Origin of the sequence: Streptomyces sp. NPDC002742, assembly GCF_042888885.1 — a bacterium.
GTDB lineage: Bacteria > Actinomycetota > Actinomycetes > Streptomycetales > Streptomycetaceae > Streptomyces.
This window is the reverse complement of the sequence record NZ_JBIAQF010000010.1, coordinates 261,346-286,757: the sequence shown is the minus strand read 5'-3', so window position 1 is coordinate 286,757 and position 25,412 is coordinate 261,346. Positions and strand designations below refer to the sequence as shown.

Genomic DNA, 25,412 nt, shown 5'->3' with positions numbered 1-25,412 from the left:
TCCTCCTTTTCAGGGGTCCCTCTCCATGAGCGTAACCGGGGGCGCGCGGCTTCCGCCTCCGTTCACCCGTACGAAGGAATCGCCCAGGTCAGAAGGCATCCGTCGGTACGTAGGTGCCCCAGATCTCGCGGAGGGCGTTGCAGACCTCGCCGACCGTCGCTCGGGCGCGCAGGGCGTCCTTCATCGGGTACAGGACGTTGTCGGTGCCCTCGGCGGCCTTCTTCAGGGCGGCGAGGGCGGTGTCGACGGCCGCCTGGTCGCGCTCGGCGCGGAGGCGGGCGAGGCGTTCGGCCTGCTGGGCCTCGATGGCCGGGTCGACCCGGAGCGGCTCGTACGGCTCCTCCGTATCGAGCTGGAAGCGGTTGACGCCGACCACCACGCGCTCGCCGGAGTCGGTCTCCTGGGCGACCCGGTAGGCGGAGCGCTCGATCTCGCCCTTCTGGAAGCCCTGCTCGATGGCTTCGACGGCGCCGCCGAGGTCCTCGACCCTCGTCATGAGGGCGACGGCGGCCGCCTCGACGTCGTCGGTCATCCTCTCGACGACGTACGAGCCCGCGAAGGGGTCGACCGTCGCCGTCACGTCCGTCTCGTAGGCCAGTACCTGCTGGGTGCGCAGGGCCAGTCGCGCGGACTTGTCGGTGGGCAGCGCGATGGCCTCGTCGAAGGAGTTGGTGTGCAGCGACTGGGTGCCGCCGAGGACCGCGCCGAGGCCCTGGACCGCGACCCGGACGAGGTTCACCTCCGGCTGCTGCGCGGTGAGCTGGACGCCCGCCGTCTGGGTGTGGAAGCGCAGCATCAGCGACTTGGGGTTCTTCGCGCCGAACTCGTCCCTCATGACCCGGGCCCAGATGCGCCTGGCGGCACGGAACTTGGCGACCTCCTCCAGGATCGTCGTACGCGCGACGAAGAAGAAGGAGAGGCGGGGTGCGAAGTCGTCGACGTCCATGCCGGCGGCGACGGCCGTACGGACGTACTCGATGCCGTCGGCGAGCGTGAACGCGATCTCCTGCGCGGGAGTCGCTCCCGCCTCGGCCATGTGATAGCCCGAGATCGAGATCGTGTTCCACTTCGGGATCTCGGTCCGGCAGTACTTGAAGATGTCCGCGATGAGCCGCAGGGACGGCTTGGGCGGGAAGATGTACGTCCCGCGGGCGATGTACTCCTTGAGGACGTCGTTCTGGACGGTGCCGGTCAACCGGTCCGCCGGGACGCCCTGCTCCTCGCCGACCAGCTGGTACATCAACAGCAGCAGCGCGGCGGGCGCGTTGATCGTCATCGAGGTGGAGACCTTGTCCAGCGGGATCCCGCCGAACAGGACGCGCATGTCGTCGACCGAGTCGATCGCCACACCGACCTTGCCGACCTCGCCGTGCGCGAGGGGGGCGTCCGAGTCGTGGCCCATCTGGGTGGGCAGGTCGAAGGCGACCGACAGGCCCGTCGTGCCGTTGGCGATCAGCTGCTTGTAGCGGGCGTTGGACTCCACGGCCGTGCCGAAACCGGCGTATTGCCGCATGGTCCACGGACGGCCCGTGTACATCGACGGGTACACACCACGGGTGAAGGGGTACGCGCCCGGCGCGCCCAGCTTCTCGGCCGGGTCCCAGCCGTCCAGGGCCTCGGGGCCGTAGACCGGTTCGATGGGCAGTCCGGACTCGGATTCGCGCGCCATTGCTGTGCCTCCCGTGAAGCGGCCCGCCGACAGGAATCGACCTCGGCCACGGACTGTAGCGGCCCCGGTGCACCAGGCGGAGGGACCCGCGCCGGGACCTTGCTCACCGGCCCTTTCGCGGGCCGGTTCCATGGTTCTCTTCCACCATGCGGCCTTTCGCGACCGGTCACCCCCGGGGAGCATCTCAGGTGACACGACGGCGGGACGGGGGCCTGATGTGCATGACAGGACGGGTGGAACAGGGGTCCGGATGCGTACGACTGGCTTGAAGAGATCACTGGCCGCGCTCGCGGCCCTCGCCGTGGTGAGCGGCTGCACGGCGCACGCCGTGGACGCGCGGGGGAAGAAGCCTCCGGTGCGGATCGACGGTTCGCTCGCCCCGGCCCCCGGCGCGAAGGGGGAGGACGGCAAGCCCGCCGCGCCCTCGAAGGGGGAGGACGACAACTCCGGCTCCGCGGGGGCGGGGAAGGACGACAAGCACGACAAGTCCTCCGCCGCACCCGCCGAAGTCCTCTGGTCCAGCGGCGACCGGGGCGATGACGTCCGCAAGGCGCAGGCCCGGCTGCACCAGGTCGCCTGGCTGATCACCCCGCCGACAGGGACGTACGACGCCCGGACGGTCGACGCCGTGAAGGGGTTCCAGGGCAAGCGGGGACTGCCGCGCACAGGTGAACTGGACACCGTCACCTGGCAGCGCCTGCGGAGAATGACGCACGAACCGGCGGACTGGGAGCTGTACCCCTACGGCGGGCAGCCTGCCGCGAAGCCCGACCCGCGCTGCATGACGGGCCGGGTTCTGTGCGTCAGCAAGACGAGCCGCACGCTGCGTTGGATGATCGACGGCAGGACGGTCTCGGAGATGGACGTGCGGTTCGGCTCGCAGTACACACCGACCCGCGAAGGTGTGTTCAGCATCTACTTCAAGTCACGCCACCATGTGTCGACGATCTACCACACGTCGATGCCGTACGCGATGTTCTTCAGCGGTGGCCAAGCGGTGCACTATTCCTCGGACTTCGCGGCCCGCGGCTATTACGGCGCCTCGCACGGTTGCGTCAACGTGCGGGACGAGGGGAAGGTCGCGGCGCTGTTCGCGCAGGTCCGCAGCGGCGACAAGGTCGTCGTCTACTGGTGACGCGCCCCTGCGCCGGGTCGGGGCGAGGGGGAGAGTGGGGCGCGGGCGGGACCGGGGGAACGTGTCCCACCCGCGCCGGTTGCACAGAGCCATGGGTACGGGGGGAACCCGGGCTCCGTGCGACGGCCGATGACCAGTCGGCTCACCACGTACTGCGCCACGGCGGCCGAAAACGTCACACCCGGCCCGGAAAAAGTTCAACAACATACGAAAGCGCAGGTCAGCGGGTTGGGGCGGACCTCGCCGAACGAGGAGTCACGGCTCTGGGCCACCCGACGGGGCACGACCGTACCGAGCCGGGCGGCGCGCTCCGCGCGAGGACGACCGCGACAACAGTGCGCCGGCCGGAGAGCTGACGGCACGACATCACCGGCAGAAAAGCCAATGGCACCATCAGCGCCTGGAAGAACGGCGGTTCACGAAAGGACGCTGCCGGACGGGCTCGTCGTCGGGCTCGTCGTCGCCCTCGGCAGCGGGGACCTCGTCGGCACGGCCGGCCGGAGCGGAACCCGCCCCGGGTGCAGGGCGGACCGGACGATACCGCCGTCGCCCCGGGGGTCGTTGCCGCGCGGCGCTATGTGATGGCCGTCGCCGTCACCGCCGCCCTGGTCGCCGCCCTGGTCCCCCTCACCGCCCTGGCCGGAGCCCTGCCCCGACCCTTGTCCCGACCCCTGCTCGCCGCCGTCACCCGCTCCGCCGCCCGTGCCGCCGCCGGCTCCGCCGCCCGGTCGGCGACCGAGGACGCCCGAACAGTAGAGCTTCACCCGGCCGCCGCCACCGGCCACATGCTCCAGGACGCGCCTGCGGTCCGCGTCGAGATCCTTGCCGTCGAGGACATCGCGGCAGTACGAACGCGTACGGACCCACCACTCGCGGGGGTGGTCGGCGCTCTTGGTGAAGTCCGGACGCGGCGGACCGCTCGGGTAGTCCGTGCCGGAATCGGCGGGCGAGGACGTCTCGCCGGAGGGCTCATCCGACGGACCGTCAGGAACCGGCACCATGGAGCCGGTTCCGCCGGAGAGTCCGGGCGAGGGGGAGGCGGAGACGAGTGGCCGGTCCGGAGTCCGTACCGCCGTGGCCGAGGCGGCCGGGCCCGGGTGTTCACGGGTGAACGGAGTCGGCAGCACTCCGGTTCCGGCCGCGACGGCGACCCCGCCGACCATCCCGACGGCCAGCACCGCGGCGAGCCCGAAGCGCGTGGGCCGTCCCCAACGCGTCCGGCGTCCGTGCGCGCCGGGTCGCCCGATCCGCACCAGACCGGCGTCCGCCACATGCGCGCCGGGTCGCGCGTGACCACGGTGGCCGAGGGGCGCCGCGGCGCCGTCCCCGCCCGCGCGCGCCTTGCGGAACGCGGCCAACGCGGCGGCCTCGCCCGGGAGTTCGTCACTGCTCAGCTTGGGTTCGGCGGCCAGTGCGCCGAGGGCCTCGGCAAGGCGGTCCACCTGCTCGCGGGTCCCGGCGTCGACGGCTTCCAGCGGCTCTCCGCGCAGCAGACGCTCCGCGGCGTCGCGGTCCAGCCACCTGTACTGCTCGTCGGCCATCACATGTCCTTCTGCGCCCGCGAACGCGTATGCGTCACACCGGCGGACGTCACCGCGCGGGTGCGCGAACCTCGTTGCGGGGGAACGGCGTCGAGCGCGCCGACGGATTCCGGATCGGTGCCGAGCAGCTCCGCGAGCCGTTTCAGGCCGCGGTGTGCCGCCGTGCGGACGGCTCCGGGGCGCTTGCCCAGGGTCTCGGCGGCCGTCTTGGCGTCGAGGCCGACGACGACACGCAGGACGACCGCCTCAGCCTGGTCCTGCGGGAGCTGGGCGATGAGCGAGAGGGTGCTGTCGGTGGCCAGCGCCTCGATCGCCTCGACCGCGGTGTCGGACTCGGCGGCCTTGCCGGTCAGTTCGGTCTCGTCGCCGCCTATCGAGGGACGGCGGCCACGCATCCGTATGTGGTCCAGGGCGCGGTTGCGGGCGATCCTCGCCGCCCAGCCTCGGAAGCGGTCCGCGTCCCCGCTGAACCGCTCCAGGTCACGGGCGATCTGGAGCCAGGCCTCGGACGTGACGTCCTCCGCGTCCGGCTCGCCCACCAGCGTCCGTACGTATCCGAGCAGGCGTGGATGCACCGCTCGGTACACAGTCCGGAACGCGGTCTCGTCCCCGCCCTGTGCAGCAAGTACCGCGGCGGTCAGCTCCGCGTCGTCCCCCAGCACCCCCGCGCCCCTCTTTGCGCCTCAACCGGCGCCGCTCTCGCGGACCGGATTCTCGCCGTCGTGGTTCCTCGATGGACGGTTGTGGTCCCAGATCCGTGTGGTCGTGGTCTCAGATCCCACACGGTTCCGGTCTCAGGCCCCACGTGGTCGCGGTCCCGGATTCCACTCAGTCGTGGTCTCCGGTTCCTCGTGGTTGCGGTCGTCCGTTCTCCGCACCGGCGCGAAAGGCACGTTACGGCCTGAAACAGCTCCCCGTCCATGTTCGTACAACGCGCAACTACATGGTGACGGTGCGAGGTGTGACACAAAACGCAGTCCCGGCGCTGTAGGGAGTACGGGTCGCCGCGCGGCCCGTGCCGCGCGACGGTCGGGGCCTCTCCTGTGGGGGGTGGCGGCCCCGGCCGTTGCCATCGGCGGGAAGGTGCGCCGGAGCCGCCGGAGCCCGGTTCGAATCCGCGGCCTGCCGCCCGGCCCGTCCACCGCCGCACGCCCTACCGCTCGTTCTTGGACTTCGTCGCCTCGGGCGTGACGGCCGGGGCTCCCGGAACCGGCGTCCCGGCCGCGGACCCGGGCTTCCCCGTCCCCCTGGTCCCCTTCGCGGCCTTGGCCCCGTCGTGCGCCGCCAGTTGCCCGGCGCAGTACGCCTCGACCTCGCGCTCGCCACCCGCGGCCGCGACGAGCCGCCGCCAGGCCCTCGCGTCCATGGCGTCGCCCCGGCCCCCCGCCGACGCGTACGCACGGCAGTGGGCCTCGTTGTCACGGGCCCGTGCCGGACGCCCCGCGGGGTCGGTCGCCACGGAGCCGCCCGGGGTGGAGACACCGGGAGCCCCCGGGCCGACGGGCGGCGCGGCCTCGACGGAGAACCGGTCCGGAACGCTGCCGGAGGGACGGGCCCCGGCTCCGGCCCGGTGGCCGCCGTCGTCGTGCGAGGACGGCCCGACGGCCGCGAAGGCGACGCCGCCCAGCGTCAGACCGGCCAGCAGCACGGCGAACGCGACCCTCGTGGAACGGCTCGGCCACCTCTGCTCGCCGGGGCGCCAGTCGTCCCGCCGCCGGGTGCGCGCGGTGTGCGCGCCGTCGTCCCGCGCGGCCCGGAAGGCGGCCACGGCCCGCTTCTCCGCCTCGGTGTCGTCCGCCCGGGCGCGCATCGCCGCGCCGAGAAGCGCCTCCACGCCGGCCGGTCCGCTCCCCGCGTCCGCCGGATGCGCGACGCGAGGGCCGGCAGTCCCGCCGCCGCCGTGCCGTTCGCCCTTGTCCGGTTCCACGTCCGGTTCCACGTCCGGTTCCCTCTCCGTCCGCCACTCCGCCCGACGACTCCTCGCCGTACCGGGACTCCACTCCACGCTCCGCGCCGTACAACGACCTCGCGCCGTACAACGACCGTGTGCCGTAGGACGACCCCGCTCCGTACGGCGGCTGCTCGCCCCGCGGCGGCTTGCGGCCGAGGGGTGACATCCCGCCTTACGACGATGCCGCCGCGGATGACGACGGCGTACCGGCCGTACCGGACGAACCGCTCACCCCGACTCCCCCAGCGTCCGGGCCTCGTCATCCGTCACACCCGTGACGCCGAGTTGGCGCGCGAGCCGCTTCAGGCCGCGGTGGGCGGAGGTTCGCACCGCGCCGGGGCGTTTGCCGAGCACGCGCGCAGCGGCCGGTCCGTCGAGGCCTACGACCACGCGCAGGAGCACCGCCTCGGCCTGGTCACGCGGCAGTCCCGCGACCAGTTCCAGGGCGTACTCCGTGGACAGGGTCTCCAGCGCCTCGTCGTGCGTGCTGTGCCTGCCGGGCAGGTCCAGCGCGTCCTGTTCGATGGTGGTTCCCCGGGGCCTCACCCTCAGCCGCCGCAGATGGTCCAGCGCCCGGTGCCGGGCGATGGTCGCGGTCCAGCCGCGGAAGCCCGCGCCGTCCCCCCGGAACCGTCCCAGGTCCCGGGCGATCTCCAGCCAGGCGTCGGACGCCACGTCCTCGGCCTCGTCGCCGACGATGCCGCGGAGATAGCCGAGCAGTCCTGGCTGCACGATCCGGTACGCGACCGCGAAGGCGACCTCGTCCCCCTCCTGCGCCCGCGCCACGGCCACGCCCAGTTCCGCGTCGTACGGCTGCGCGCGGCGGGGTTCCCCTCCCTGGCCCAACACTGTCCTCGTTCGCACCGAGTTCGCCCGAATGTGCTCCGTCGACGCGGCCGGCCGCGTCGACTCCCCCATGGTCATCAGCGTCGGGCCCCGGGGAAATGTCACAGTGCGTCAGACGTCCGGCCCGGCCCGGCCGGACCACCGGCCGCGGAAGACGTCCGCCGGGCGCGCGCCCTCGCGGCAGCCGACGGGACGACGCGGTACGGAACCCCAACTTCCGCACCCACGGCCCTGGTTCACCTGTCCTGACGGGTGGCCTCGCGGCACAGCAGGCGCAGGGAACCGTCGCCCGCGTAGCAGCGACGGGCCTCCTCGATCGGGTCCCAGAGTCGTCCGTCGGGCGATCGCAGCCAGTGTTCGCCGCCGGTCTCCCACCACTCGGCGCCGACCTGACGGGCGACGACCTCACCGGCGTACGCCCCGAACCCGCGGAGCACGCTCTCGACGGCGGCGTACGGGGCGCCGTCCCGGCGTATCTCGTCGATCACGCGGTCGACACGCAACAGGCTCTGCGCCGAGTAGTCGAGGCGCAGCCGGGCGCCCTCGCGCATGGTCGCGACCGTGTCGGCCGCCCAGCGAACGGGCTTCGTCGCAGCTGAGGGCCGGGTTGCTTGAGTTGCGTTCACACTCGATAGAGCGCGACGACAGCCGGATTCGTCACGCGTCCGGGCGAGGGTTCGCGACACCGGCCCAGGACCGTCACCTCCACCCCAGGACCGTCACAGGAACCCCTCAGGATCAAGGTTTGGGGTGCGCCGCAGCCGTACCGCCTCCGGCGCACCCGCGTCCCGGGGCTACACCCGCCCGCGCGCCCTGCGTGACACCACCGCCCGCAGCACGCGCCGCCCCTCCGTCGACGCGTCCAGCGCGAGCCGGAGTCCACCCTTGCCGTGCTCGGCGAGCAGTTCCAGGATGGCGACCTGACGGCGCAGTTCGGCGGCGACGAGGGGGGACATGCCCTCCGTGCGACCCTCACGGCGCGCCGTCACGCACGCCTCCGCGTCGTCGGCGTGGTCGAGGAACCGGTGCACCTGCAGCGCCGCCACCGAGCAGGCGTCCGACCAGGCACGCAGCTCCTCCTCGTCAGGCTTCGCGGGGACGGCGTCGAGCATGCCGCGAGCGAGCACGGCGGCGTGGTCCTCGTCGGTCACGGCGGGCTCGGGGTCCTCCGCGTCCAGCTTGGCACGCGCCTCGTCGAGGCGCGTCCCCCACTCGGCCCACGGGTCCGTCTCCGCCAGGCTCGCCCACAGGGGTCGCAGGACATCGTCGTCACCGCCCAGCAGCGGCACACACCGATCCAAACAAGCCAGACCGCTCGCCGCCAGACCTCGCTCGTCGGCCTGAGCGATCAGTTCCACCAGACTCATCACGACTCCCTCGAAATGCCTCGACAGGGCGCCCTTGCCTTACGGAGCCCGCACTTCCCCTTACTGCGTGCAACGGACCAGGAGTGTCACAGTGCGACCCCACCTTGCCTGCCGAAGAGCCGGATGAACAGGTTTTCAGCCAATTGCTCTGACTCGCACCCGACACGCCGAGGAGCGGCCGGCCGGCCGCTCAGGCGCGCGAGAGCACCCCCGCCAAAAGGGGCGACTGTTGAATTTCAGACGCCGGACGCGACCGGGCCCTCGTGCGCCTTGCGGTCCTGCATCCGCGTCAGCTTCAGCACGACGAGGATCGCGAACACGGCGGCCACGATGTCGAGGGTGTCCGCGATCATGGCCTCGCCGGCCGTGGCCTGGAGCTCCCCGGCGGTTTCGGCCTTGCCGTTCGCGCCGAAGGAGGCTCGGCCGAACAACAGCCCCATGATCCAGAAGGTCCACCAGACGTTGACCAGCCCATGCCCGCGCCGGGCACCCGCGGGGCGGCTCGCGTCCCAGATGTCCGCCATGACCCGACGCGGGAACCACAGGTTCACCACCGGGACGAACCAGCCCCAGCCCACCCAGGCGCGGGATTTCTCGTGCCCGAAGGGACTGAAGACCTCGGCGTTGACGCGCACCCGCAGGAACCAGTTCAGGAAGACGACGGCGGCCACCACGAGCGTGGCCCCCTGCGCGTACCCGACGGCGGCGTTGAGCGATTCCGCGTGCTCGGCCCGTCGCCAGGCGGTGTCACCGGACCCGCCGTCCACGAGGACTCCCAGCGCGTTCTCCAGCGTGTAGTCCGCCCAGACCGCGAAGAGGTCCACGGCGATCACCAGGCCGAGCAGCGCGGCGGCGACCTTTCCGAGGACGACGGGCGAGCGCAGCGAGGCGGGGCCGTGCGGCGACGGGAGCGGCGGCAGCGGCGGCAAAGGGGCCCGTGAGGCGGTCCCCTGCGCAGCGGGCTGCGGCGGCACGGGCCCTTCCGCCACGGGCTGCGCCGGGGCAGGCGCCTCCGACATGGGCTGCTGCGGCGATGGTGGCACGGTCATGGGAACCCCCCGGGTGTGCGTCACCGCGCGGTGACGGCACAGGAAGCCGGGCGCCCCCTCCCCGGAGGTCGCGCCCGGCATACGAACAAGTAGCCGAAGATATGGTTCAACGCGTCGCCACGTCCAGCGCGTTCCGGCGACACCCCGTACCGGCCCGGTACCGCCTCAGCCCAACTGGTTCGCCAGTGCCTTGAACTGCGTCCAGGACAGGGCCGGCGTGCGCGGGTCCCAGAGTTTCTGGGTCAGGGCGCGCAGCGGCATGCGGATGCCCGCCGCGACCTGGTCCTGGGTCTGCGAGCCCGCGAGGTCGCACCAGACGGCGAAGGACCCGCCGAGGATCTGGGGGTCGTACTTCGCGGGGACCGGCGCCGTACCGCGCAGGACGAGGGGCGTCCACTGCTGGTAGATGCGCTGCCCGGTCGGGTAGACGAAGGTCTGGGGCTCGCCGAGGACGTAGTAGAGGAACTCGTCGTTGTAGTTGACGACCTTGCGGCCCGCGCTCAGATACGCGAGCGGCTGCCGGGCCCCGATCTCCTTGCCGGTCCAGTACGCCACCTGGAGAGCGCCGTCCGCCTGGACGGTTCCCCCGCTGAAGATGCCGTCGTTCCAGGCCCGCGCCGTCCGGCCGTGCCCGTGGATCAGCTTGGCGCGGTCGTTCAGCCAGCCGGTCGTCAGGTCGGCGACGCTCGCGCCCGCTCCGTACTTGTTCCTGGCCGCGGTGGCCAGCTGCGGGAAGGAGGCCGCCGGGTTCGCCACCGTCAGGGCCTGGTACTCGTCGCCGCCGAGGTGCCAGTAGGCGCCGGGGAAGAGGCCCGCGTACTCGTTGAGCAGGTCGTCGACCATGGTGGCCGCCGCGGGCTTGGAGATGTCGACGGCGCCGCGGACGGGGACCCCCGACACATTGCGCAGCTGGAGGTCGGGGTGCGCCGCGATGACCGCGCCGAGGTGGCCCGGCGAGTCGATCTCGGGCACGACGGTGATGTGCCGGCTCGCCGCGAGGGCGAGGATCCGGCGCACCTCCGCCTTCGTCAGGTGCTGGTTCGACACGATCTCGGGGTGCGTGTCGGACTGGATGCGGAAGCCCTGGTCGTCGGAGAAGTGCAGGCCGAGCTGGTTGTACTTCAGGTCCCCGAGCTCCCGCACCCGGTCCTCGATCCAGGCCGCCGTGAAGTGCTTGCGCGCGATGTCGAGCATGAACCCGCGGAACGGCTTCGCGGGCCGGTCTCGCACGACGCCCTCCGGCGCCGTACCGCCGCCGTGCACCTCCTGCTTGAGGGTGCGCGTGCCGTAGAACACACCGGCCTCGGCGGGCCCGGTGATCTTGACCCGGCTGTTCTTGACGGTGAGGGAGTACGACTCCGGGCCCGCGCTCCCCTTGTCCAGGCCCAGCTCGACATCGCCGGCCTTGGCACCCGTCCGTCCCGCGTACGTCAGCTTGAGCTCGCCGGCGAGCAGCCTGCCCTCGTCGGCGAGGCCGTTGTCGTCGACGACGACCCGGGCGCCGGCGGCCGGGCGCCAGCCGGGGCCGTGGGCCGCGGTGTGCTCCCGTACGGCCGGGATGGTGCGAGGGGCCTTGGAGAGCGGGTAGCTCCGGGTCGGCGAGGGACTGGCGGCGGGCGACAGGCCGGCGGACACGGCCTGGGACCGGTCTGCGGACGGCACCCGCGCCCCGGCCGGCTGCCCACCGCCGCCTGGCCAGACCGCCACGGTCACCGCGACGACGCCGGCGACCGCCAGACCGCCCGCGACGAGCCCGGCCTGCCCGTTCCGCCCTGTCCGCCGCCGCGGTGCCCGCCGCCTGCCACCACTCACTCCGCCACCCTCATCTCACCGCGCTCGTTCCGCCCTGCTCACTTCACCTTGATCACTACGCCGCGCTCACATCACTCTGCTCACTTCACCCGATTCATTTCGCCACCACATCTCGCCACCACATCTCGCCATCACATCTCACCCCGCCGGTTCCGTCACGTTCGTGTCGCCGCCCGGGGCGCTCCCCGATGCGCCCGCCCGTTCCGCCACGCCCGAGCCGCCGCCGGACCCGCTCCCCCATTCAGGTGTACTCCTCCATCGAGGCGTCCACCTCTCCACTCCGCTCCCCGGCGCCGCTTCTCCGCTCCACCGAGAACTCTGCCGCGACCGTCAGCACAACCGTCCACCACACGCTCCGAAACTCTCCCGTGCGGGTGAAATCCAGGCATCCGTCGGACAGGTCCCGACACACCTCGATAGCGTGAGCGGCACATCTTTCACTTCCCCCCCTGCCGAAACACACGTATCGCACGCACGTCACGCTCACGGGGCGTCGCGTGTCACACCCCCACCGCCGAGGACCCACGCTGACGTCTCACCGTCTCCCACGCCTCCCCGGCCAGGTCGCCCTCCCCGAGCAGAAGAGCGCGGGGCCGTCCCCGGCCCGCCTCGACGGGTTCAACTCCGCACCCGCCGATGAGGTCACCCGCGCCCTGCTCGCCTGCTGCCGCAGCCTGCGCTGGGTCCACCGTCTGACCGACCACCGCCCCTACCCGGACCTCGGCGCCCTGCTGGCCGCGGCCGACGAGGCGGCGTACGACCTGACCCCCGCCGACCTGGCCGAAGCCCTGGCCGGCGAGTCGCTCACGCCGCTCCCGGACAGCGCGTACTCCGCCGCCCACACCGCGCTGAGCGCCGCGCACGCCGCATACGAGAGCAGATTCGGACACGTGTTCGTCATCTGTCTGGACGGATTCGCCCCCGGGGAGGCGCTCGACCGGGTGCTCGTCGGAATCCGGTCCCGCCTGACGAACGATCCCGAGGAGGAACGGGTCATCACCGCCGACGAGCTGCGCGGACTGGCCCGCGGCCGGCTGACCCGACTCGTCCGTCAGTACGCCCAGGAACCGCGACCCGCCGAGATCCGGCGTCCGCAATAGCCCGAACGTGCCTGATTGATTGCCAGTTTGATCACATTGATAGGGCCGCTGTAAGCGTTCCGACAACACGTCGCTACGATGGCCGGGGCCGGTGGACCGTACCCGGCCGGGCCCGACCGACAGAGAAGCCGGCGCGGCCCCAATCCCCGCTCCCGGAGGGTTCTTCCGTGCCGGCTGGAACGCTGTACCGCGGCCGGGAAGGAATGTGGTCCTGGGTGGCTCATCGAGTCACCGGCGTCCTCATCTTCTTCTTCCTGTTCGTACACGTACTGGACACCGCTCTCGTCCGTGTCTCCCCCGAGGACTACGACAAGGTCGTGTCCACGTACAAGACGCCGGTCGTCGCGCTGCTGGAGTACGGCCTCGTGGCCGCCATTCTCTTCCACGCGCTCAACGGCCTGCGTGTCATCGCCGTCGACTTCTGGTCCAAGGGCCCGCGCTACCAGAAGCAGATGCTCTGGTCCGTCGTCGGTATCTGGGTCGTGCTGATGTTCGGGGCTCTTTACCCCGTCCTCGGTCACGCATTCCGCGAAGTATTCGGGAGCTGACGCAGATGTCCACTACTGACACCGCCGCTTCCGGTATCGGCCCCGTAGAGGGCGCCGGAGGTTTCTCGGCCTACAGCGTCGACAACCCGGCCCCGTTCATCGAGGCCCCGCGCAAGCGCACCAAGAAGACCCCGAAGTCCACCCGTGGCAACTTCGAGATGTACGGCTGGCTCTTCATGCGCCTGTCCGGCATCGTCCTGGTCGTCCTGGTCCTCGGCCACCTGCTGATCCAGCTCGTCCTCGACGGCGGAGTCTCCAAGATCGGCTTCGCCTTCGTGGCCGGCCGCTGGGCGAGCCCGTGGTGGCAGGCCTGGGACCTCGCGATGCTGTGGCTGGCCATGCTGCACGGCTCCAACGGCCTGCGTACCGTCATCAACGACTACGCGGAGCGCGCGAACACGCGCCTGTGGCTGAAGGGCCTGCTGTACACCGCCACGGTGTTCACGATCCTGCTGGGCACGCTGGTGATCTTCACCTTCGACCCGAACATCCGCTAGGCACGGGGCTGAGGCAACCACTCATGAAGATCCACAAGTACGACACCGTCATCGTCGGCGCCGGCGGCGCCGGCATGCGCGCCGCCATCGAGGCGACGAAGCGCAGCCGCACCGCCGTGCTGACGAAGCTCTACCCGACCCGCTCCCACACGGGCGCCGCGCAGGGCGGTATGGCCGCCGCGCTCGCCAACGTGGAAGAGGACAACTGGGAGTGGCACACCTTCGACACGATCAAGGGCGGTGACTACCTGGTCGACCAGGACGCCGCCGAGATCCTGGCGAAGGAGGCCATCGACTCCGTCCTCGACCTGGAGAAGATGGGCCTGCCGTTCAACCGGACGCCCGACGGGACGATCGACCAGCGCCGCTTCGGCGGTCACTCCCGCAACCACGGCGAGGCCCCGGTCCGCCGGTCCTGCTACGCCGCGGACCGCACCGGTCACATGATCCTCCAGACGCTGTACCAGAACTGCGTCAAGGAGGGCGTGGAGTTCTTCAACGAGTTCTACGTCCTCGACCAGCTGATCGTCGAGATCGACGGGGTCAAGCACTCGGCGGGCGTCGTCGCCTACGAGCTCGCGACCGGCGAGATCCACGTCTTCCAGGCGAAGTCCGTGATCTACGCGTCCGGCGGCACCGGCAAGTTCTTCAAGGTGACCTCCAACGCGCACACCCTCACGGGTGACGGCCAGGCGGCCGTCTACCGCCGCGGGCTGCCGCTGGAGGACATGGAGTTCTTCCAGTTCCACCCGACCGGCATCTGGCGCATGGGCATCCTGCTGACGGAGGGCGCCCGCGGTGAGGGCGGCATCCTCCGCAACAAGGACGGCGAGCGCTTCATGGAGAAGTACGCGCCGGTCATGAAGGACCTCGCGTCCCGTGACGTCGTGTCCCGCTCCATCTACACGGAGATCCGCGAGGGCCGCGGCTGCGGTCCCGAGGGCGACCACGTCTACCTCGACCTCACGCACCTCCCGCCGGAGCAGCTGGACGCCAAGCTGCCCGACATCACGGAGTTCGCGCGCACCTACCTCGGTATCGAGCCCTACACGGACCCGATCCCGATCCAGCCCACCGCGCACTACGCCATGGGCGGCATCCCGACGAACGTCCAGGGTGAGGTCCTCTCGGACAACACCACGGTCGTCCCGGGCCTGTACGCCGCCGGTGAGGTCGCCTGTGTGTCGGTGCACGGCGCCAACCGTCTCGGCACGAACTCGCTGCTGGACATCAACGTCTTCGGCAAGCGGGCCGGCATCGCGGCCGCGGAGTACTCGGCGAAGGCCGGTTACGTCGAGCTTCCCGAGGACCCGGCCTCCCAGGTCGTGGCCCAGGTCGAGCGCCTGCGCAACTCCACGGGCACCGAGCGGGTCGCCGCGATCCGCCTGGAGCTGCAGGAGTGCATGGACGCCAACGTGATGGTGTTCCGCACCGAGCAGACGATCAAGACGGCGGTCGAGAAGATCGCGGAGCTGCGCGAGCGCTACCTGAACGTCTCGGTCCAGGACAAGGGCAAGCGGTTCAACACCGACCTGCTGGAGGCCATCGAGCTGGGCAACCTGCTCGACCTGGCCGAGGTCATGGCCGTCTCCGCGCTCGCCCGCAAGGAGTCCCGCGGCGGTCACTACCGCGAGGACTACCCGAACCGCGACGACGTCAACTTCATGCGCCACACCATGGCGTACCGCGAGGTCGGCGAGGACGGCACCGAGTCCATCCGTCTCGACTACAAGCCGGTCGTCCAGACCCGCTACCAGCCGATGGAGCGTAAGTACTGATGGCTACTCCCACCCTGGACAAGGCGGACGCGGCCGGCGCACCCGAGCCCGGTTTCGCCGACTCCCCGTACATCACCGCCACGTTCCGCGTCCGCCGGTTCAACCCGGAGGTCTCGGCCGAGTCGGTCTGGGAAGACTTCCAGCTGGAGATCGACCCCAAGGAGCGTGTCCTCGACGCGCTGCACAAGATCAAGTGGGACCAGGACGGCACGCTCACGTTCCGCCGCTCCTGCGCGCACGGCATCTGCGGCTCGGACGCCATGCGGATCAACGGCAAGAACCGCCTGGCCTGCAAGACGCTGATCAAGGACCTCAACCCCGAGAAGCCGATCACGGTCGAGGCCATCAAGGGCCTGACGGTGCTGAAGGACCTCGTGGTCGACATGGACCCGTTCTTCCAGGCGTACCGCGACGTGATGCCCTTCCTCATCACGAAGGACACCAACGAGCCGACGCGCGAGCGTCTGCAGTCCGCCGAGGACCGCGAGCGGTTCGACGACACGACCAAGTGCATCCTGTGCGCGGCGTGCACGTCGTCCTGCCCGGTGTTCTGGAACGACGGCCAGTACTTCGGTCCGGCCGCCATCGTGAACGCCCACCGCTTCATCTTCGACTCGCGTGACGAGGCCGGGGAGCAGCGTCTGGAGATCCTCAACGACAAGGACGGTGTGTGGCGCTGCCGCACGACGTTCAACTGCACGGACGCCTGCCCGCGCGGTATCGAGGTCACCAAGGCGATCCAGGAAGTCAAGCGCGCTCTGATCACGCGCCGCTTCTGAGGTCTTCCTCTGCAGCTTGTACGTCGTGTGGGCCCCGCTCCCTCCGGGAGCGGGGCCCACACGCGTGCGGAGCCACGAACGGGTGAAACGGACCGATCACGACTCAGGGGCGCCCACCGGCCTACGATGATGCTCTCGACACCAGCCCACAGGAGGCACGTGATGTCCGCAGCATCCGTCGAGCGGCCCCACGACGACCGTCCGCTGATCGCGGAGGCGAACCGTCTCATGGACCGCAACCCGGGCTACCGCGTCGAGATCATCGAAGGCCAGATCCTCGTGTCCCCGCCGCCTGACGGCCCTCACGCCGAGGCCCTGACCAGTCTCACCGTCCCCTTCTTGACGGCTGGGCTGCACGCTTCCGGAACACGAGTGCTCCAGGGGGTCGGGCTGTGGCTCCCCAGTGGCACGGAGGACTATGCGATTCCGGACCTGTCGGTGGTGGATGCCGACTACCGGGACAGCTGCGTCGAGAACAACTGCTACGACCCCATGTGCTTCCGCCTCGTCCTGGAAGTCACGTCCAGCAACTACCAGTCCGATCTGCGCACCAAGGTCTCCGCGTACGCCGCCTCCGACGTGCCCGTGTACGTCATCGTCGACCGCAAGCACCAGCGCCTCCACGTGCTCACCGACCCGGCCGAGGGCGGATACGGCAACCACCGCATCCACGCCCCCGGCGAAATCGTCACTCTCCCCGACTCCCTCGGCGCCAAGGTGAGCCTCGACGTGGCCGAGATCCTCGCAGCGGGCGGCCCCGAACCGGCTTCCTGATCACAACTGGCTCAGGATCGTCGGATCCGTGATCCGCAGGTCGTCCGCCAGCAGCATCGCCTTGCTGAGGATCAGCGCCAGCATCCGGTCGCCCTCGAAGGGCAGGTAGCCGGTCCGGGGCTCTCCCACGGCGGACTTCGGGACGATGCACAGGTACTGGTCGTTCGGAGTCATCAGGATGTTCCCCGAGCCCAGATGGATCTTGTACGTGTGCCGCTCGCCCTTCACGTGCAGGAAGCGGCCCTCCAGCGTGCAGCGGTCGGCTATCGCCAGCCGGGGGATCAGCCGGTCGAGGAGGGCGCGGCGGGTCTGCGCGGTCTCGGTCAGATCGCCGAAGCCGTACGACGTCCAGTACTCCTGGAAGCGGCCGCCGGGGCCGCCGTCCTGCCACGTCGGGTCATTGCCGACACTGGCCACGCCGACGAACAGGTCGACGTCCCGCAGGACTTCGGACAGGACGAGGGGCGGGATGTCGGTGAGGGGCAGTGGCTCCACCGGGTCCCGGCCGTCCCACAGCGGCATGCGGTACTCACCGCCGTAGCAGTGCGCCGAGTTCTCGGGCGCGTCGATCGGATAGAAGCGCACCTGGTCGGTGCGCAGCCGCAGATAGCTGCCGGACTCGGTGGTGTCCTCGCCGTACTCGCCGTCGCCGGTGATCCAGTACTCGGCGCGCAGCCCCCACTGCGGCAGCTCCCGGGTGGCCGGGGGCGCCTCGTCGTCGACGCAGAGGCGGAGCTTGTTGCGCCATCCCCTGACGGCGGCAAGGGAGTTGAACTGGTGCTGGCGCACGAAGTGCGCGGCGAAGCGGTTGGAGTACGTGGCCGTCGCGCGCTCGGCGTCGGTGAGGAGGTACACCTCACGGTGGGCCTGCTTGAAGGGCTGGGTGATCTCGTGCCGCTCCAGCCAGTCCCGCCAGGCGACGACCTCGGCGGGCTCACGGCCGACCGGGTGCCAGAGGGTGACCTCCGTGCCTTCCTTCACCGGGTCGTCGGTGAGAGTGGAAAGCTCGCCGTTCGCGAACCCGACCGGTGTGCCGTCGACCGTCCACAGGAGCCGACGGGCGAGGGTGCCGACGAGCGGGTGGTCGAGGCAGCGCTCGCGCCAGGTGTCGTACGTCCAGGTGCGCCGGGCGAGGAACTGCCGGTCCAGGCGCTCGACCTGTGCCGACAGCATCTTGTCGATGTCCTTGACCGCCGCCTTGAGCTCCTTGAGCTCCTCGGCGTGGTCGCGCCGCACGGCGGCGGGCACGCTCTTGACGGCCTTTCCGGTCGCGTTGTGCCAGCTCAGCGTGGCGCGGGTGCCCTGGACGCCGACGAGTGCGGTGATCTCCCCGAAGTCGTGGCGGGCCTGCCCCACCTCGCTGAACCCGTACGCCGGGACGGCCAGTTCCTCGATCTCCTCCCGGCTCATACCGAGGGCCGCGGCCTTCGCTTCGAGGAAGCCGTCGATGAGCTTGCCCGTGGCCTTGTACGTCACCCGGGTGGCCAGCCGGGCCAGTTCGGCGAGGGCTGCTTCGCCGTCGATTCGGGAGAGCGCGATCACACCGGCGTTGGCGACCTTCGGATTGCGCGGGCCCAGTCCGCTGACCTTCTTCAGGGACGTCTCGACGAGTGCGCCGAGGGCCCGGGCGGTGTCGGGGTGGGGCGGCAGCACGGAGACCAGCCAGGCGAGGCCGCGCAGGGCGTTGGCGTTGTACGCGTCATAGGTGCTGTTGATGTCCGCCTCGTACGACCTGGGCTCCAGCGGGTGGGTGCGTGGGCGGCCGACGAGGGCGAGCCAGGACAGAGCGGCGGCGCGGACCCGGTCGGTGCCGAGGGCTTCGACGAGGGCGTGTGCCTGCCGGTCCCACTTGGCGGAGGGCTTGGAGGCGGTGGCTGTCATCAGATGGACGAGCAGAGCCTGCCAGTCGGGCGCGGAGGCGTCCCTCATGGCCTGCTCGGCCCATTCCTCACCGACGTTGAGCACGGGCTCCGTGAGCTTCTTCATCAGGGCCGCGACGGACTCGCGGCGGTAGGTGTCAACGCCCGTGCGGCGGAAGACCGCGACCACGGCCGGGTCCAGTGTGCGGCCGGCCGCCAGTTCGGCCTCGGCCAGGACGTCCATCCGCGTCGCGTACCAGACGGTGTTCTGCCTGCCGAGTTCCTCCAGTTGCGTCGCCCGCTCGTCGGCGAGCGGGTACTCCGTCAGGCCGTGGGAGATGGCGGCGAGCAGGGTCAGCACGTTGTTGCGGGGTTCCGATCTGCCGCCCACCGTGTGATAGCCCTCCGCCAGTGCGCCGGCCAGCCTTTCCCGCTGGTCGGCGGGCAGCGCGCTCAGCAGGTCGAGGACCTCGTCCCAGCCGCTGCCCCACTGGCCCGGGTTGACCAGTGCGGCCCTGAGGAGGTCGGTGGCGAGCCCGCCGATGTTGCCGTCGGCCGCCTGCGAGCGGATCCACTCCACATGCGTCTTGGTGTCGGCCATCGTCATCCCCCTACCAGCGCGACGAGCTTGAGGAACGTGACCTCGGTGCCCAGGACCAACTCGATCTCCTCGTCGAGGTCGGTCACCTGGCGCTCGCCCACGAGCACCAGAAAGCCGTTCCCCGCGAAGGCCTTGAGCGCCAGCTCGCTCTGCGCCTCCGGGTCTATCCGGCGGGGCGTGCGCAGCGCGTAGCCGTTCAGCACCCGCTCGGTGTCCTCGGGCTGCACGAGCCCCTGGAACACCTCCGGCATGCGCGCGTTGTACTCGGCGACCTCCTGGAAGACCCGCCGCCGGATCAACTCGCGCACCGCGAGCCGCTCCTCGGCGATCTCGATCCCCCAGCCGGCACCCCGGCCCCCACTGGTCGTCTCGTCGACGAACGTCACCATTCCCATGCCGACGAGAGTACGAGCCACCACTGACAATCGGTCACCGAGCCCGGATCAGCCCTCGTGCGCTGTCTCCGCAGTCGGCCCCGAACCGCCCCTCCGTCTGCCGATGGCCGTCAGATCGATCTCGATCCCGAAGGGGACGGTGGCCTTGAGGCGGTCGTGGAAGATTCCGGTGAGGGCGTACGACTTGGTGGCCGGGTCGAGCTCGTAGACGTACACGACGGGCAGGCCCTTGTCCTCGTCCTGTTCGACCCGCCAGAAGTGCGGGACCCCGGCCTCGGCGTACTTGCGGGGTTTGACCTCCCGGTCGCGTTCGCGTGAGTCGGGCGAGACCACTTCGACGGCCAGGAGGATGTCCTCGGGCTTGTACCAGGTCTGGCCCGGCCCCGTGTTCGCGTCCACCGGAAACACCATCACATCCGGCTCCGGCCGGTTCTTGGTGTCGAGCTTGATCGTCATCTCCCGCATGACATCGAGATGGTCCGGAGCCTGCTCCAGGAGAGTGTTCTCCAGCAGACGCATGCACCGTCCGTGAAAAGCCGTCTGCGGACTCATGAAGACGAGACTCCCGTCGATCAACTCCGTGTGCGGTGGGAGGCCCGGAATCCGGTCGAGGTCGTCCGCGGTCCAGCCCTCGGGGGGCGGGATCGGCCAGCGGTACGCCGGCTCGTCGTCGAGCCCGTTCTCGGATGCGGCGCTCATCAGTGCTCCCATGGGCCGGAGTCTCGCCTGTCGATTCAGCGTACCCAGGGGGAACGGGAGGCGCTTCACCTCAACGGGTGATCACATGTTCGGCCTGCGGTCAGCCCCGCCCCGTCTCCCCGTGGCCCACTCCTAATCTGATGGCATGTCAGACGCGGTGTCGTACGAACTTCTCGGACTCGACAACGCACTGCTGCCCGTCGGGAATCTCGGCGAGGCCGTGGGTTTCTACGAGCGTGCCGGGTTTCCGCCGGCCTTCCGGCTCGACGAGGCCGGGATCGCGCTGCCGAAGGTGGGCAAGGAGACACCGGGTGTGCCGCTGCGGCTGGACGAGGAGCTGAGCCACCGGCCGCCGCCGTGGGCGTCGCCGCGGCTGTGGCTGGAGGTGCCGGACGCCCGCGGCGGCCCGCTCGCCGGCCGCCGCGGGCATCACACCCCTCGACGAGCCCTTCTCCGGCACCACCGGCTGGACCGTCGAGATCGCGGACCCCTGGGGCAATGCCATCGGCCTGACGGACTACACCAAGCGCCCCGAACTGGCCTGCGGGGCCCAGCGATAGCCCCGGCTCACCTCGATGCGCCGCCCCTGGACGTGGCGCTGACGCACCGCGGCCCGAGCGCGGCCGATCCATTCGCGAGATCCGACTTGAACATGTTCAAAAGCAGGTCTACATTCATCCCGGACAGTGTTTTTGAACGCGTTCAAGAAGGGGTGGGGACATGGATCTCACAGTCGTCGCGTACGTCATCTATCTGCTGGTCAGCATCGCTCTGACGGTCTGGGTGGCACGCACGCTGAGCCACAACGGACGGATCTTCCTGGCGGACGTCCTGCATGGCAACGAGAAGCTCGCCGACGCCGTCAACCATCTGCTGGTGGTCGGCTTCTACCTCGTCAACCTGGGCTTCGTGGCGCTCTATCTGCACCAGAGCGACGAGATCTCCAACGCCCGCGAGATCTTCGAAGCCCTGTCGACGAAGCTGGGCGTCGTCCTGCTGGTGCTCGGCGTCATGCACCTGGGGAACGTCTACGTGCTGAACAAGATCCGGCGGCGGGGCGTCATGGAGCGGGAGCAGGTGCCGCCGGTACGGCCGACGGACTGGGTCGCCCCCACGGCCGGGGCGTGAGGGCGGTGGCCGGCACCTCAGCCACCCGGGACCGGGGCGCCGCGCGCGTCCCGGTCCTCGGGCTCACCGTCCTCTACGACGCGCGCTGCTCCCTGTGCGCCTTCCTGAAGCAGTGGCTCGCCGGGCAGGCGCAGCTCGTTCCGCTCCGGTTCGTACCGGCGGGCTCCGAGGAGGCCGCCCTGCGCTTCCCGGGGCTCGATCACCGCGCCACCCTGGACGAGATCACCGTGGTGGGCGACGCCGGGCAGGTGTACCAGGGTGCCGCCGCCTGGGTCGTCACCCTGTGGGCGCTGCGCGACCACCGGGCGCTGGCCCATCGGCTGAGCACTCCCACGGGTGCGAGGCTGGCCAGGGGCGCGACCCTCGCCGCCGCCAAGTGGCGCGGGGCGCAGGCATCACGGACGTCCCGGCGGTGGGGCGGTGGCGCGTACCAGTGGGGCGACGGGTGGAGCTACGACCCGACCGCGGGATGGACGTACGCACCCCCCGCCTGCGACAGCGGCGAATGTTCGACCGTTCCCAGTCGTTAGGCTCGTCCCGTGCCAGCACCGACAGACAGCCCCGGCCCCATCGGGTCCTCCGAACCCGACCAGCCCACCGAGGCCACCGCGGCCACCGAGCCCTCCAAGTCCCTTGGCAAGGAGACGACGAAGAGCCCGGCCAAGAGCGAGCAGACCCGGGCCCTGATCCTGGAGACCGCGATGCGGCTGTTCCAGGAGCGGGGGTACGACAAGACGACGATGCGGGCCATCGCCCAGGAGGCCGGGGTCTCCGTCGGGAACGCGTACTACTACTTCGCCGGCAAGGAGCACCTGATCCAGGGCTTCTACGACCGGATCGCCGCCGAACACCGGGAGGCGGTCCGGGAGGTACTGGACCGCGAGACGGACCTGGAGGCCCGGCTGGGCGGCGTGCTGAGGGTATGGCTGGACATCGCCACGCCGTACCACGAGTTCGCCGTGCAGTTCTTCAAGAACGCCGCCGACCCGGACAGTCCGCTCAGCCCCTTCTCCCCCGAGTCGGAGCACGCGCGCGAGGAGGCCATCAGCGTCCACAAGGAGGTGCTGGCCGGGACGAAGACCAAGGTGCCCGAGGAACTGCGCGAGGTGCTGCCCGAGCTGATGTGGCTCTCCCAGATGGGCCTCGTCCTGTACTGGGTCTTCGACCGTACGGAGGGCCGCGAGCGCAGTTACCGGCTCGCCGAGCGCGGCGCACGCCTCACCACCCGCGGCGTCCAGCTGTCCCGTTTCCGGCTTCTGCGGCCCCTCGTCCACGAGGTGCACGAGCTGTTCACGGACTTCCTGCCGGGAATGACGAAGGCCCTGCCCGATCCGGCCAGGAAGAAGGAAGAGTGAGGGGCGCCCGCGAGGCCGGGCACCCCTCACATCATGCGAAGACTGCGTCCGGCGGCCTCAGTTGACCGCGTCCACGTCCACCTCTCCCTCCGCCAGCTCCACGTCGTGCACCAGCGGTTCGTCCGTGACGACCACGTGCCGTGCCCGCGTCCCGTACGAACGGGCCGTCGCCGACAGCAGGTACTTCCCCGGGGCGGGCACCGAGACGATGTACGAACCGTCGGCCAGCGAGGTCACCCGGTCCAGTTGACGGCCGCCCTGGGACAGCAGGGTGAGGACCGCTCCGTCGACGGGCGCGCCCTCCGCGTCTCGGACGAACCCGTGGACGACCGACGCGCCGCCACCGGCCGGTGCCGCTTCCTCGGACGACGCCTCGGCCGGTTCCACCGCCAGGTGCGGCAGCCGCTTGTCCAGGCCCGCGGGCAGCCACCAGTTGGAGTTGCCGAGCAGGTGCATCGCGGCGGGGACCAGGGCCGTACGGAGGATGAAGGCGTCCAGGGCGACGGCCGCCGCGAGGCCGACGCCCGCCATCGCCGCTCCCGCGTCACCGCTCAGGACGAAGGCGAGGAAGACGCACACCATGATCAGGGCGGCGGAGTTGATGACCCGGCCGGTCTCGGCCAGACCGACCCGCACCGCACGCGCGTTGTCCTTCGTGTGCACCCATTCCTCGTGCATACGGCTCACCAGGAACACCTGGTAGTCCATGGAGAGGCCGAAGAGGAGCGAGAGCATGATGACGGGCAGGAAGGCGTTGATCGGGCCCTCCTTGCCGAGGCCCAGCAGCCCCAGGCCCCAGCCCCACTGGAAGATCGCGACGAGGACGCCGAAGGACGCGGCGGCGGCGATCAGGTTCATCAGCGCCGCCGTCAGCGGGACCACCAGCGAGCGGAAGGCGATGAGCAGGAGCAGGAAGCCGAGGCCGATGATCGTGGCGACGAAGTAGGGCAGGCGGTCGCCGGTGATGGTGGCGAAGTCCTTCGACACGGCGGTGACGCCCCCGACATGGGCCGTCACCCCGGCGTCCGGGATCACCCGGTCCCGCAGGGTGTCGATGAGCTGGTCGGTCCTCGTCGACTGCGGTGAGGTCGTCGGCACCACCTGGATCACCGTCACGCCGTTCGCGGGCGGCAGCGCGGCGACCGCGGCGACTCCGGACGTACCGTCGATGCTCTTGACCAGGGCGGCCGTGTCGCCGTCGGTCACGACCACCTGCAAGGGGCCGTTGAAGCCGGGTCCGAAGCCCTCGGCGAGCAGGTCGTAGGCCTTCCTGGTCGTCGTCGTGGAGTCGTCGTTGCCCTGGTCGGTGGCGCCGAGGTGCAGCGACAGGACCGGGATCGCGAGGATCGCCATCACGACCAGCGCGAGGGCGGCGATCGTACGGGGGCGGCGCTGCACGGTCATCGACCAGCGGGCCGCGGCACCGCTCGCCCGCTCCGGTTCGGGCCCCCGCGCCGCCAGTTTGCGCCGCTGGCGGCGGCTGAGCACCCGGGTGCCGAGGAGCCCGAGCAGCGCCGGCAGCAGAGTGGTGGCCGCGAGCACGCTGAACACGACGGTGAGGGAGGTGCCGATGACCACGCCGTCCAGGAAGCGGAGGTTCGTCACGAGCATGCCGGCGAGCGCGATGCACACCGTGCCGCCCGCGAACAGCACCGCCCGGCCGGAGGTGTTGAGGGCGACGACCGCCGACTCCTCCGGCGCCAGGCCGCGCAGGATGCCGCGCCGGTGCCGGGTGACGATGAACAGCGCGTAGTCGATGCCGACTCCGAGGCCGATCAGCGTCGCCAGCAGCGGGGCGAGGTCCGGGATGGCCGTGGAGTGGCTGAGCAACTGCGTGGAGAACAGCCCCGTACCGACCCCGAAGATCGCGATGCCGATCGGCAGCAACATGGCGAAGAGCGAACCGAAGGCGAGGAAGAGGACGACGGCCGCGGCCAGGATGCCGACCATCTCGGCGAGCCCGGTGGGCGGTTCCTGTACGCGCTGGATCGCCTGGCCGCCCAACTCCACCTGGAGTCCGCCGCGTTCGGCGCCCTGCGCGGTGTCGACGACCTTCTGCACCAGTTCCTTGGGTACGGCGTTCGCCTGCTCGGCGAAGGTGATCTGGGCGTACGCGATCCTGCCGTTCCGGCTGATCTGAGCGGCGCCCCGCTCACCCTGGTACGGCCCCGCGACCTTGCCCACGCCCTTCATCCCGGCGATCTCGTCCAGCACGGGCTGGATCCGGGAGCGCACGGAGGCGTCCCTGACCGTGCCCGCGTCGACCTTCCACACCACCGTGTCGGTGTCCCCCGCGCTGTTCGGGAAGGCCTTCTCCATCTGGTCGTACGCACGCTTGGAGTCCGTGTTCGGGAGGGAGAACACGTTCGCGTAGTCCGTGCCCGCGGTGGTCGCCGCGAAGCCGAGACCGAACAGCGCACCCACCCACAGCAACAGGACCACCAGCCGGTGCCGATAGCACCACCGTGCCAATGCCGCCACGTTCAACGCTCCTTAGTCGGTCGGTCGGTCCCCCAGGTCCTGGGCAAC

General features: G+C 70.6%; 23 protein-coding genes and 1 pseudogene. 11 read left to right on the top strand and 13 right to left on the bottom strand.

The window, feature by feature from the left end:
* Positions 1–88 precede the first annotated feature (88 nt).
* Positions 89–1,669: a methylmalonyl-CoA mutase gene (locus ACFYW8_RS20340; protein WP_389077049.1), complete on the bottom strand. Its 1,581-nt coding sequence runs from the start codon at positions 1,667–1,669 to the stop codon at positions 89–91.
* A 250-nt stretch (positions 1,670–1,919) separates the two neighbouring features.
* Here ACFYW8_RS20340 and ACFYW8_RS20335 point away from each other — a divergent pair, with 250 nt between their 5' ends.
* On the top strand, positions 1,920–2,804 hold the full coding sequence (locus ACFYW8_RS20335; protein ID WP_365870714.1) for a L,D-transpeptidase family protein: 885 nt from the start codon (positions 1,920–1,922) through the stop codon (positions 2,802–2,804).
* 416 nt (positions 2,805–3,220) lie between these two features.
* Here the strand turns inward: ACFYW8_RS20335 and ACFYW8_RS20330 are convergent, their stop codons facing one another.
* The 8 genes from ACFYW8_RS20330 to ACFYW8_RS20295 form a co-directional block, all read right to left on the bottom strand.
* A complete protein-coding gene (locus ACFYW8_RS20330) occupies positions 3,221–4,345 on the bottom strand; it encodes a hypothetical protein (RefSeq protein ID WP_389077043.1) in 1,125 nt (374 codons plus the stop codon).
* Positions 4,345–5,007: an RNA polymerase sigma factor gene (locus ACFYW8_RS20325; protein WP_365870716.1), complete on the bottom strand. Its 663-nt coding sequence runs from the start codon at positions 5,005–5,007 to the stop codon at positions 4,345–4,347. Before ACFYW8_RS20325 ends, ACFYW8_RS20330 begins: the two co-directional genes overlap by 1 nt.
* Before the next feature lie 491 nt (positions 5,008–5,498).
* Complete coding sequence (locus ACFYW8_RS20320; RefSeq protein ID WP_389077037.1) at positions 5,499–6,284, bottom strand: hypothetical protein; 786 nt, start codon at positions 6,282–6,284, stop codon at positions 5,499–5,501.
* 240 nt (positions 6,285–6,524) lie between these two features.
* Positions 6,525–7,142, bottom strand: a complete 618-nt coding sequence (locus ACFYW8_RS20315) for an RNA polymerase sigma factor (protein WP_389077032.1) — start codon at positions 7,140–7,142, stop codon at positions 6,525–6,527.
* Positions 7,143–7,378: 236 nt separating this feature from the next.
* The gene (locus tag ACFYW8_RS20310; RefSeq protein WP_365870719.1) at positions 7,379–7,768 is read right to left on the bottom strand and encodes a hypothetical protein; all 390 of its coding nucleotides are present in this window, start codon (positions 7,766–7,768) and stop codon (positions 7,379–7,381) included.
* A 168-nt stretch (positions 7,769–7,936) separates the two neighbouring features.
* A complete protein-coding gene (locus ACFYW8_RS20305; RefSeq protein ID WP_389077027.1) occupies positions 7,937–8,509 on the bottom strand; it encodes a hypothetical protein in 573 nt (190 codons plus the stop codon).
* A gap of 236 nt (positions 8,510–8,745) precedes the next feature.
* Entirely contained in the window at positions 8,746–9,558 is an 813-nt protein-coding gene (locus ACFYW8_RS20300; protein WP_389077022.1) for a DUF4328 domain-containing protein, read from the bottom strand.
* 165 nt (positions 9,559–9,723) lie between these two features.
* Positions 9,724–11,370, bottom strand: coding sequence for a glycoside hydrolase family 20 protein (locus ACFYW8_RS20295; protein WP_389077017.1), 1,647 nt, complete (start codon positions 11,368–11,370; stop codon positions 9,724–9,726).
* A gap of 497 nt (positions 11,371–11,867) precedes the next feature.
* On the opposite strand from ACFYW8_RS20295, the gene ACFYW8_RS20290 reads away from it, so the two are divergent.
* From ACFYW8_RS20290 to ACFYW8_RS20265, 6 genes are all read left to right on the top strand, one after another.
* Positions 11,868–12,470, top strand: a complete 603-nt coding sequence (locus ACFYW8_RS20290; RefSeq protein ID WP_389077010.1) for a 2-oxo-4-hydroxy-4-carboxy-5-ureidoimidazoline decarboxylase — start codon at positions 11,868–11,870, stop codon at positions 12,468–12,470.
* Positions 12,471–12,637: 167 nt separating this feature from the next.
* Positions 12,638–13,018 (top strand): succinate dehydrogenase, cytochrome b556 subunit, encoded by a 381-nt coding sequence (gene sdhC / locus ACFYW8_RS20285; protein ID WP_365870724.1) that lies wholly within the window; start codon positions 12,638–12,640, stop codon positions 13,016–13,018.
* Positions 13,019–13,023: 5 nt separating this feature from the next.
* Positions 13,024–13,515 carry a succinate dehydrogenase hydrophobic membrane anchor subunit gene (locus tag ACFYW8_RS20280; RefSeq protein ID WP_389077002.1) on the top strand — a complete coding sequence of 164 codons (492 nt, stop codon included), beginning with the start codon at positions 13,024–13,026 and terminating at the stop codon, positions 13,513–13,515.
* A gap of 23 nt (positions 13,516–13,538) precedes the next feature.
* Positions 13,539–15,293, top strand: coding sequence for a succinate dehydrogenase flavoprotein subunit (gene sdhA, locus ACFYW8_RS20275; RefSeq protein ID WP_389076998.1), 1,755 nt, complete (start codon positions 13,539–13,541; stop codon positions 15,291–15,293).
* Positions 15,293–16,072: a succinate dehydrogenase iron-sulfur subunit gene (locus ACFYW8_RS20270; protein WP_365870727.1), complete on the top strand. Its 780-nt coding sequence runs from the start codon at positions 15,293–15,295 to the stop codon at positions 16,070–16,072. Before sdhA ends, ACFYW8_RS20270 begins: the two co-directional genes overlap by 1 nt.
* Positions 16,073–16,234: 162 nt before the next feature.
* Positions 16,235–16,846, top strand: a complete 612-nt coding sequence (locus ACFYW8_RS20265; protein WP_389076991.1) for a Uma2 family endonuclease — start codon at positions 16,235–16,237, stop codon at positions 16,844–16,846.
* On the opposite strand, the gene ACFYW8_RS20260 is transcribed toward ACFYW8_RS20265, so the two are convergent.
* Genes ACFYW8_RS20260 through ACFYW8_RS20250 form a run of 3 tightly spaced genes read right to left on the bottom strand, consistent with a single transcriptional unit; the run spans position 16,847 to position 20,400 of the window.
* Entirely contained in the window at positions 16,847–19,312 is a 2,466-nt protein-coding gene (locus ACFYW8_RS20260) for a DUF4132 domain-containing protein (RefSeq protein WP_389076987.1), read from the bottom strand.
* Positions 19,309–19,701 (bottom strand): hypothetical protein, encoded by a 393-nt coding sequence (locus ACFYW8_RS20255; protein ID WP_365870730.1) that lies wholly within the window; start codon positions 19,699–19,701, stop codon positions 19,309–19,311. The genes ACFYW8_RS20260 and ACFYW8_RS20255 overlap by 4 nt, the downstream gene beginning before the upstream one ends.
* 48 nt (positions 19,702–19,749) lie before the next feature.
* Complete coding sequence (locus ACFYW8_RS20250; RefSeq protein WP_389076982.1) at positions 19,750–20,400, bottom strand: Uma2 family endonuclease; 651 nt, start codon at positions 20,398–20,400, stop codon at positions 19,750–19,752.
* A gap of 145 nt (positions 20,401–20,545) precedes the next feature.
* On the opposite strand from ACFYW8_RS20250, the pseudogene ACFYW8_RS20245 reads away from it, so the two are divergent.
* From ACFYW8_RS20245 to ACFYW8_RS20230, 4 genes and pseudogenes are all read left to right on the top strand, one after another.
* A pseudogene (locus tag ACFYW8_RS20245) lies at positions 20,546–20,960 on the top strand (VOC family protein).
* 160 nt (positions 20,961–21,120) lie between these two features.
* Positions 21,121–21,528: a hypothetical protein gene (locus tag ACFYW8_RS20240; protein ID WP_365870733.1), complete on the top strand. Its 408-nt coding sequence runs from the start codon at positions 21,121–21,123 to the stop codon at positions 21,526–21,528.
* A gap of 5 nt (positions 21,529–21,533) precedes the next feature.
* Positions 21,534–22,058 (top strand): thiol-disulfide oxidoreductase DCC family protein, encoded by a 525-nt coding sequence (locus ACFYW8_RS20235; RefSeq protein ID WP_389076975.1) that lies wholly within the window; start codon positions 21,534–21,536, stop codon positions 22,056–22,058.
* A gap of 9 nt (positions 22,059–22,067) precedes the next feature.
* Positions 22,068–22,883 carry a TetR/AcrR family transcriptional regulator gene (locus ACFYW8_RS20230; protein ID WP_389076971.1) on the top strand — a complete coding sequence of 272 codons (816 nt, stop codon included), beginning with the start codon at positions 22,068–22,070 and terminating at the stop codon, positions 22,881–22,883.
* A 57-nt stretch (positions 22,884–22,940) separates the two neighbouring features.
* On the opposite strand, the gene ACFYW8_RS20225 is transcribed toward ACFYW8_RS20230, so the two are convergent.
* Positions 22,941–25,355, bottom strand: coding sequence for an MMPL family transporter (locus ACFYW8_RS20225; RefSeq protein WP_389077284.1), 2,415 nt, complete (start codon positions 25,353–25,355; stop codon positions 22,941–22,943).
* Between the last annotated feature and the right edge of the window lie 57 nt (positions 25,356–25,412).